Raw genomic sequence first — 8,774 nt, forward strand, 5'->3', positions numbered from 1 at the left:
ATAGAATGATGGCAAAGCAAAAGACCTATATCGCAATCGACCTGAAATCATTCTACGCTTCTGTGGAATGTAAGGAACGAAATCGCGACCCATTGACTACAAATCTTGTGGTTGCGGATAAAAGCAGGACAGAGAAAACTATCTGTCTTGCGGTATCTCCGTCATTAAAAAGTTATGGGATACCCGGTAGATCAAGATTGTTTGAAGTTGTTCAAAAGGTCACAGAAGCAAATAACAACCGCAGATGGAAAGCACCGAACAGAACATTTACCGGTTCTTCCGATGACAAGGCAGAGTTGGATGCAAATCCTACATTGGAGATAGATTATATCGTTGCTCCTCCTCGTATGGCATATTATATGGAGTATAGCACAAGAATTTATAATGTTTATCTCAAATATGTTGCACCAGAGGATATATTTCCTTATTCAATCGACGAAGTGTTTATGGATGTGACTGATTATCTGAAAACCTATCGTATGACTGCAAGAGAACTTGCTATGACGATGATACAGGATGTCTTGAAAACAACTGGTATAACTGCAACCGCAGGAATCGGTACGAATATGTATCTCTGCAAGATTGCGATGGATATTGTGGCAAAGCATATCGAGCCAGATAAGAACGGTGTGCGTATTGCTGAACTTGATGAAATGTCATACCGTAAGAAACTATGGAGTCATCGCCCGATAACCGATTTCTGGAGAGTCGGAAATGGTTATGCGAAGAAGTTAGAGGAACACGGACTTTATACAATGGGCGATATTGCAAGATGTTCTATCGGAAAGCCGAATGAACTGTATAACGAGGAATTGCTGTACAAGCTGTTCGGTATCAATGCGGAACTGCTCATAGACCACGCTTGGGGATATGAGCCTTGTACAATGGAGCAGGTCAAAGCATATAAGCCAGAAACAAACAGTGTATCTTCCGGTCAGGTGTTGCATTGCCCTTATGATTATGAAAAGGCAAAGTTGATTGTAAAAGAAATGACCGACCAAATGGTGCTTGATTTGGTGGATAAAGGAGTTGTAACTGACCAACTTGTGTTGACAATCGGCTATGATATTGAAAATTTAAGTAATTCGAACCTAAAAAATCAATACAAAGGCGAGATTACGATTGACCGATATGGACGCAAAGTTCCAAAGCACGCACACGGAACAGCAAATCTGAAGAAAAAGACGTCCTCTACTCGATTGATTACCAATGCTGTGATGGATTTATACGACAGAATAGTTGACGAGAATTTACTTGTCCGCAGGATAACAATAACAGCAAATAAACTTGTAGATGAAAATTCTGTCAAACAGGAAGATGAATATCAGCAGCTTGACCTGTTTACCGATTACGAAGCACTGAAGAAGAAGCAAGCGGAGGAAGAAGAAAAATTGGAACGGGAAAGGCGTATGCAAGAAGCAATGCTTAGTATCAAAAAGAAGTTTGGTAAGAATGCTGTGTTAAAAGGAATGAACCTTGAAGAAGGTGCAACCGCCAAAGACCGAAACGAGCAAATCGGCGGTCATAAGGCTTAAACAAATCTAAATATGAAGGAGGAATATTTCAATGAGCTTTTTTGAAAATACTCGTAAGCCACAAGGATTTGGTGGAAAATTGATGACAAAGATGATGAACAGCGGCCACTCCAGGCTATCACAATGGGGGTTCTCGAATATCTCTGTAAATCCGGACGCTGAGGTGCTGGATGTTGGCTGCGGAGGTGGTGCAAACATTGCGGTCTGGCTGAGCAAATGCAGGAATGGCCATGTGACAGGATTGGATTATTCGGAGGTTAGTGTGTCAGAATCTCGAAAATTGAACGCTGCCGCTATTCAACAGGAAAAATGCAAGGTTATTCAGGGAGATGTATCTGCCATCCCATTTCCAGATGCAAAATTTGATTATGTCTCAGCTTTTGAGACGGTTTACTTCTGGCCAGAATTGAAAAAATGCTTTTCTGAGGTAAATCGTGTTCTGAAAGACGGAGGAACCTTCCTAATTTGTAACGAGAGCGACGGAATGAATGCCTCAGACGATAAATGGACAAAGATAATTGATGGTATGAAGATTTATAATTGTGATCAACTTGTCACCGCTTTAAAAGAAGCAGGTTTTATGGAAATAAAACCATATGCAGATGCCAAAAAGCATTGGCTTTGTATTGTGGCAACAAAATAGATAAATATACAATTTGTAGAATTCAAAAATTTAATGTGAATTGAAATTTGCGTGGAGGAAAAGGTTGAAAGAGTTATTAAAAGAAACCCATATGCTAGATTTTAATGATTCCAGAATTCAATCACTAATAGAGAATAGAGGCTGGAAGGATCTGGAGCAGTTTGAATGCATTAAAGCCATATATTTATACGTTAGGGATGAGATTTTATTCGGCTACAATATTGATGACAGCATATCTGCATCCAAAGTTTTAAGTGATGGATATGGTCAATGTAATACAAAAGGTACTTTATTTATGGCGTTGCTTAGGGCATGTAAAATACCATGTAGAGTGCATGGGTTTACAATAGATAAGCAATTGCAAAAAGGAGCAATGACAGGAATTGTTTATAAAAATGCTCCGCAGAATGTTTTTCATAGTTGGGTTGAAGTGTACTTAGATGATACATGGTATGAACTTGAAGCATTTATTTTAGATAAGAAATATTTGAATAAGCTGCAAAAAATAAATAGCCAATGTTCTGGTGCATTTTGTGGTTATGGTGTGGCGGTAAAAGATTTTCAGAATCCAGTGATTGATTTTGAAAGAAATAATACTTATATACAAAGTGAAGGAATCAATCAAGATTTTGGAATATATAATTCACCAGATGAGTTACTTACAGAGCATCATCAGGAAATGTCGATAGTAAAAGCATTTGCATACCGTCATTTCGGTAGACATCTCATGAATAAAAATGTTAAGAGAATCAGAGATGCGAAAGTTTAAAAATAATGCTTAGTGGCAAAATCCAGTTTGCCGAGTAAAGGAGGTGCTGCAACAGATGGACAATCATTCTTATGATGATATAATTAATCTTCCACATCCGACATCAAGGAACCATCCTCGTATGTCGCTTCACGACAGAGCAGCACAGTTTGCTCCTTTTGCGGCACTTACAGGACACGATGCAGCTATTAAGGAAACTGCAAGGTTAACGGATGAACGGTTAGAGTTGAGCGATGAGGTCATTATGAAATTGAATGACCAGTTAAATATGATTAGAGATAATATCGGCACAGAACAGAAAGTATCAATAACTTATTTCGTGCCTGATGACAAAAAATCCGGAGGAGCATACCTCACGCATTCCGGTATAGTGAAAAAGATTGATGAATTTGAACGCAAACTGATTATGCAGGATGAAACAGTTATCCCGATTGAACAAATCAGCGAGATACAGGGAGAAATGTTCAGAGGACTATATGAGTCATAGCTTGGAAAGGGCAAACAATGGAAACAAAACCAAGAATATTATACTTAAAGAAAATATTAGAGGAACGAACGGACGAGGAACATCCGCTTTCGACGACGCAGCTAATCAATATATTGGCTGATGAATACGGGTTTTCAGCGCATAGAACTACTGTTACGAAAGACATTGCAGCACTTCAGGAGTTTGGAATGGATATTGTTACTATCCATTCTACTCAAAGCAAATACTTTGTAGCCAATCGTAAGTTTGAATTGCCGGAACTGAAACTGCTGATAGACGCAGTAGAGTCATCGAAGTTCATTACAAAGAAGAAAAGCGAAACTCTGATTGAGAAGATACATACGATGACCAGCCCGGGGCAGGTGGCAAAGCTGAAGCGTAATAACTATGTGGTCAATCGCATTAAGCCGGATAATGAGCAGATATATTATATCATTGACGCTATAAACGATGCCATCAACGCAGGTAAACAGATTTCTTTCAAGTATTATGATTATACCGGATTAAAGAAAAAGGTTCTGAAGAATAAGGGCGAGATTTATAAGCTGAGTCCGTATAAACTTCTCTGGTGTGGAGACTATTATTATGTTCTTGGATATTCTGAGAAGAAAAGCAAGGTTATCAATTTCAGGGTAGACCGTATTGCGTCCAAGCCGGAGATACTGGATAAGGTTATTATTCCTGTGCCTGATGATTTTGATATTGAGAATTACACAAAGGAAGTTTTCTTTATGTTTTCAGGCGAAAAAGTACTTGTAGATTTACGGTGTGATAACAGCCTGATGAAAACAATGGTTGACCGTTTCGGAGAAGATGTGACAACCCTTGCGTATGATATGACTTCTTTCAGGGTACAGACCGAAGTATCAGCCAGTCCGACCTTTTTCGGGTGGGTGTTTGGTTTTAATGGCAAGGTACAGATACTTGCACCGGAAAGTGTAAAAGAACAGTACAGAAAGATGATTGCACAAGCCGATGAGGATATGCAACAAAGCAGAGATTGAAACGCAGAAAGCGATGTTTTATCTGCAACAAAAGGAAAATGAGGAACATGGATTAGAGTAATATGAGTCCGCTTTGCGAAAAGTAATCAGGGAAACGGAGGACAATTCTATGACAGATAACATAAACAAAGGCTTTTGGGAAAGAATGGCAAGAATATATACTGCATTTATGTCAAAAAACGATACTGCTTATCGGCAAATCTGCAAACTGTCAGAACAGTATATAGACAGTGAGAAGTCTGTCTTGGAATTGGCTTGCGGAACGGGACAGATTACCTTTTTAATGGCAGGAAAATCCGGCTCTTGGGAAGCAACAGATTACTCGGAAAATATGATAATAGAAGCTGAAAAATGCAATCAAGGCGAACACAAATGTGAACAGCTCCGCTTTTGTGTGCAGGACGCAACGAATTTGACTTATGAAGATGAAAAATTTGATGTTGTTGTGATTGCCAATGCTTTACATATTATGCCGCAACCGGAGAAAGCACTAAATGAAATACACAGAGTTCTGAAAAAAGACGGAATTTTGTTTGCTCCTACCTTTGTTTATGAAAGGGGCTATCCCAAATTGCCGATATGGCTTATGGAAAAAGCCGGGTTTAAAACCTATCATAAATGGCAAAGCGAAGAACTGAAAGAATATGTCGGTAGCGAAGGCTTTCAGGTTGTTGGAGCGACATTGATAAAAGGCAAACCACTTTCGGAATATGTATTGGTTGGGAAAAAGGAGTGATAACGTGAGAATATTGATTATTGGTGCAGGTGTGCTCGGTTCAAATTTGGCACACTCTATGCGAAAAGGAAATGACATAACCATTCTTGCAAGAGGTATAACCTACCAAAATTTAAAAAACGGTGGACTTGTAATCAAACATAAGTTTGGAAAGAAAACAATATACTATTTTACTGTTATAGACAAGCTTCAAACAGACGATATTTATGATGCTATTTTTGTTGTATCCAGATTTTCATCTTTAGACAGCATTGTTCCAATGATAAAACGCAACAAAAGCAAAAATATCGTGTTTGTAGGTAACAATATGACCGTTGAGAAATATGAAAATTTGGAGAATAAAAATGTATTGTTTGCATTTTTTAGTGCGGCAGGCAAAAAGTACGACGGCTACATAAATTCCATCTGCCTAAATAAAATTGAAATCGGAAGGACAGACGGCAAGGATGTTAGTGATAAATTTATAACTTCTATATTTGCAGGTACAAAAATAAAAGTGACGATAGATAATAAAATGAATGATTATCTGAAAACACACGCTTGTGCTGTTCTTCCGCTTGTGTTTGCAAGCTATAGAGCAAATGGTAATTTAAAGTTGCTGAAAAAAGATAAAGCGTATTCGTTAGACATTATGGATGCTATCATCGAAGGTTATGATGTGCTGAAAAAAGCAGGCTATGAAATATTGCCCAAAGGGGAATACGAAACCTGTGTAAATAAAAAGAAATTCTGTGCTTGGATGTACAGATTTATGTTTTCTAATTTTATTGGTAAGCTGTGCATATCTGATCACGCAATGAGTGCAAGGGAAGAGTTTATGATGTTGAAAAGTGAATTTGAAAAGTTGAAAAATGAAATCGGAATTGAAACCGAAGCGTATGATAAGCTGAAAGTGGATTTTTTGCATTATACGAGGTAAAGGAGAACGCATATGAAGTACCACATTGAAAAGAACACCGTTCAGGAAACATTGATTATTCCACTTTACGGAAGAAAGAAATGCACAGAAAAATTCCCTCAGCTTTTTAAAGATGAAACGGCTGTACGCTTAATCGAACAAATCGATTATGATTTTTCGGAAGTTGAGAAAAAGGGCGACAGTACGATACAGGAATTTGGCTTTTTGGAGATTGCTATACGCCAAAACGATTTAGCGTATGAAGTTAAGGAATACTTAAAAAGTCATCCAAACGCCGCAGTTGTAAATCTGGGCTGCGGTTTGGATAACACGGGAAGAAATTGCGATAACGATTCTTGCCGAATTTATAATATAGATTTCCCCGATGTTATAGAAGTCAGAAATTCTCTGCTACCTGCCGGAGAGCGTGAAAAGAATATTGCCGCCGATTTAAAAGATACCTCTTGGTTTAATGAAATTCAAGCCGACGGCGGAGTGATTTTCTTCGCTTCGGGAGTATTTTATTATTTCCTTACAGAAGATGTAAAAGCGTTGTTTTTGGCAATGGCTGAGCATTTTGCACAAGGTCGTATTGTATTTGACACCTGCGGTAAGACAGGTGCCAAGATGATATCAAAGACATGGCTCAAACAAGCAGAAATTAAAGATGTAAACGCATATTTTTCCGTTGGAGATGCTCAAAAGGAAATTGCCCATTGGTCAGACAAATTTGAGGTGTCAAGTAGGGGATATATGCTTGGTTATCAAAGTCTGAATGTGCCGTCGGTCAAAAAAATACATCGCATATTGGCAAAAATCGGCGATAATATGATGAAAATGAAGATTGTTAGAATTGATTTCGAATAATACGGAGGAATGATTTTATGTTTAGACCGATGAGAAGAATAAAACAACAGGTGTCCGATGACGAGTGCAAAAGAGTATGTGAATCTTGAGTACCGGCTTCCGAATGGGCAAGCGGCTAAGTTTTTGAATGAGGCAAAGACATATCTGGGCAATCAGCTTGAATGTGAATACGGCGGCGATAGATGTTTCGGCGTTGTTGCAGATATGGATGCTAAGATTGCTCGTGGTGAAATGGTTAGGTTCATGGCTGAAAACAGTATTGAAAATCCTGAGGATATTAAGAATTTCGACAGACTTGGTTATTCATTCCGGTCTGATTTATCATCAGATACTGAATATGTTTTTGAACGAAAAATAGAACAATGATTTATATTAAAGATGCTCAGCATGGGCATCTTTAATATAATAATGAGAATTATTACTATTCTGTTGACAATATAATAATGATGGTATATAATCCTTATTAAGAATAAATCCTAACAAGGAGGACTGATGACAAGTAGGAGAAATACCATTCAAAAAGATCTTGTAAGAAATGCCGTATACGAAATGAGAAGACATGTTACAGCAAATGAAGTGTATGAATTTATAAAAGAAGCATATCCATCAATTGGAAAAGGAACTGTATATAGAAATCTTGATATATTGGTAGAGGAAGGTGCATTAAGAAAGGTTGAAGTTCCGAATGGACCGAACCGATTTGATTTTACATTGAAAAATCATTACCATGTAAGATGTATAAAGTGCGGTGAAATTTTTGATGTGGATATGGATCAAATACCGAATTTGCTGGAAAGAATTCATAACACTCATGGAATTGAATTTGTGGATTACGATATTTCATTTAAAGGCATTTGCCCGAAATGCAGGGAGAAGGTAAAGGAGGAACAGCATGGATAGGAAAGCAATGTATAAGTTGAGTTATGGACTGTTTATATTGACCGCTAAAGAAGCAGAAAAAGATAACGGATGCATCATTAATACAGCCATTCAGGCAGCTTCGGAACCAAACCAGTTAAGTGTCTGTGTAAATAAGGCAAATTATACGCATGATATGATTCAAAGAACCGGAAAATTTACTGTATCAGTCTTAAGTCAGAAGGCACAATTTGAATTGTTCAAACATTTTGGCTTCCAATCAGGAAGAGATACCAATAAGTTTGAAGCATTTGAGCAGTGTGCCAGGGGCACGAATGGTATTTATTATATTACAGAAGGTACAAATGCATACATTTCTGTGACAGTTACTAAAACAGAGGACTTGGGTTCACATACGATGTTTATCGGTGAGATAACCGATATGGAAGTTTTAAGCAATGTTCCTTCAGTAACATATGATTATTATCAGAATAATATTAAGCCTAAGCCACAGGAGGTTGGAAAAACAGAGGACGGTCAGACAATATGGCGTTGCAGAATTTGCGGATATGAATATGTAGGCGAGGAATTACCGGATGACTTTATATGTCCTTTGTGCAAGCACCCGGCATCAGATTTTGAAAAAGTAGTAAAGAAAACGGAGGTAAAAGAGATGGCAGAAAACAAATATGCAGGAACACAGACAGAGAAGAATTTACAGGAGGCATTTGCAGGGGAATCACAGGCAAGAAATAAGTATACCTATTTTGCTTCTGTAGCGAAAAAGGAAGGTTACGAGCAGATGTCAGCATTGTTTTTAAAGACTGCAGATAATGAGAAAGAACATGCAAAGATGTGGTTCAAGGAATTAGCAGGAATTGGTGATACAAAGGAAAACCTGGCGGCAGCGGCAGAAGGCGAAAATTATGAGTGGACAGATATGTATGATGGCTTTGCTAAAACAGCTGAGGAAGAAG

The 8,774-nt window shown here is 38.0% G+C and carries 11 protein-coding genes; all 11 read left to right on the forward strand.

The window, feature by feature from the left end; genetic code table 11:
- The first annotated feature begins 8 nt into the window (after positions 1-8).
- Positions 9-1,535, forward strand: coding sequence for a Y-family DNA polymerase (locus AC2HW8_RS06215; RefSeq protein WP_484327309.1), 1,527 nt, complete (start codon positions 9-11; stop codon positions 1,533-1,535).
- 31 nt (positions 1,536-1,566) lie between these two features.
- Positions 1,567-2,178, forward strand: a complete 612-nt coding sequence (locus AC2HW8_RS06220; RefSeq protein ID WP_117706294.1) for a class I SAM-dependent methyltransferase — start codon at positions 1,567-1,569, stop codon at positions 2,176-2,178.
- A gap of 64 nt (positions 2,179-2,242) precedes the next feature.
- Entirely contained in the window at positions 2,243-2,947 is a 705-nt protein-coding gene (locus tag AC2HW8_RS06225) for a transglutaminase-like domain-containing protein (protein WP_186935773.1), read from the forward strand.
- Positions 2,948-3,002: 55 nt separating this feature from the next.
- Positions 3,003-3,434: a hypothetical protein gene (locus AC2HW8_RS06230; protein WP_484327301.1), complete on the forward strand. Its 432-nt coding sequence runs from the start codon at positions 3,003-3,005 to the stop codon at positions 3,432-3,434.
- A gap of 188 nt (positions 3,435-3,622) precedes the next feature.
- Positions 3,623-4,438 carry a helix-turn-helix transcriptional regulator gene (locus tag AC2HW8_RS06235; RefSeq protein ID WP_484327302.1) on the forward strand — a complete coding sequence of 272 codons (816 nt, stop codon included), beginning with the start codon at positions 3,623-3,625 and terminating at the stop codon, positions 4,436-4,438.
- A 109-nt stretch (positions 4,439-4,547) separates the two neighbouring features.
- Positions 4,548-5,174 (forward strand): class I SAM-dependent methyltransferase, encoded by a 627-nt coding sequence (locus tag AC2HW8_RS06240; protein ID WP_484327303.1) that lies wholly within the window; start codon positions 4,548-4,550, stop codon positions 5,172-5,174.
- Positions 5,175-5,178: 4 nt separating this feature from the next.
- Positions 5,179-6,093, forward strand: coding sequence for a ketopantoate reductase family protein (locus AC2HW8_RS06245; protein ID WP_484327304.1), 915 nt, complete (start codon positions 5,179-5,181; stop codon positions 6,091-6,093).
- A 12-nt stretch (positions 6,094-6,105) separates the two neighbouring features.
- Positions 6,106-6,939, forward strand: coding sequence for a class I SAM-dependent methyltransferase (locus tag AC2HW8_RS06250; protein WP_484327305.1), 834 nt, complete (start codon positions 6,106-6,108; stop codon positions 6,937-6,939).
- A gap of 57 nt (positions 6,940-6,996) precedes the next feature.
- The gene (gene yaaA, locus AC2HW8_RS06255; protein ID WP_484327306.1) at positions 6,997-7,305 is read left to right on the forward strand and encodes a peroxide stress protein YaaA; all 309 of its coding nucleotides are present in this window, start codon (positions 6,997-6,999) and stop codon (positions 7,303-7,305) included.
- A 126-nt stretch (positions 7,306-7,431) separates the two neighbouring features.
- The gene (locus AC2HW8_RS06260; RefSeq protein WP_101069740.1) at positions 7,432-7,839 is read left to right on the forward strand and encodes a Fur family transcriptional regulator; all 408 of its coding nucleotides are present in this window, start codon (positions 7,432-7,434) and stop codon (positions 7,837-7,839) included.
- On the forward strand, positions 7,832-8,774 hold a 943-nt coding region (locus AC2HW8_RS06265; protein ID WP_484327307.1), incomplete at its 3' end, for a flavin reductase. The genes AC2HW8_RS06260 and AC2HW8_RS06265, both read left to right, overlap by 8 nt.

The organism is Ruminococcoides sp., assembly GCF_057037865.1.

Bases quoted from the DNA above. Each gene is read 5' to 3' on its own strand.
- AC2HW8_RS06215 (WP_484327309.1), top strand. From the start codon at position 9: ATGGCAAAGCAAAAGACCTATATCGCAATCGACCTGAAATCATTCTAC.
- AC2HW8_RS06220 (WP_117706294.1), top strand. From the start codon at position 1,567: ATGAGCTTTTTTGAAAATACTCGTAAGCCACAAGGATTTGGTGGAAAA.
- AC2HW8_RS06230 (WP_484327301.1), top strand. From the start codon at position 3,003: ATGGACAATCATTCTTATGATGATATAATTAATCTTCCACATCCGACA.
- AC2HW8_RS06235 (WP_484327302.1), top strand. From the start codon at position 3,623: ATGGATATTGTTACTATCCATTCTACTCAAAGCAAATACTTTGTAGCC.
- AC2HW8_RS06240 (WP_484327303.1), top strand. From the start codon at position 4,548: ATGACAGATAACATAAACAAAGGCTTTTGGGAAAGAATGGCAAGAATA.
- AC2HW8_RS06250 (WP_484327305.1), top strand. From the start codon at position 6,106: ATGAAGTACCACATTGAAAAGAACACCGTTCAGGAAACATTGATTATT.
- yaaA (WP_484327306.1), top strand. From the start codon at position 6,997: ATGACGAGTGCAAAAGAGTATGTGAATCTTGAGTACCGGCTTCCGAAT.
- AC2HW8_RS06260 (WP_101069740.1), top strand. From the start codon at position 7,432: ATGACAAGTAGGAGAAATACCATTCAAAAAGATCTTGTAAGAAATGCC.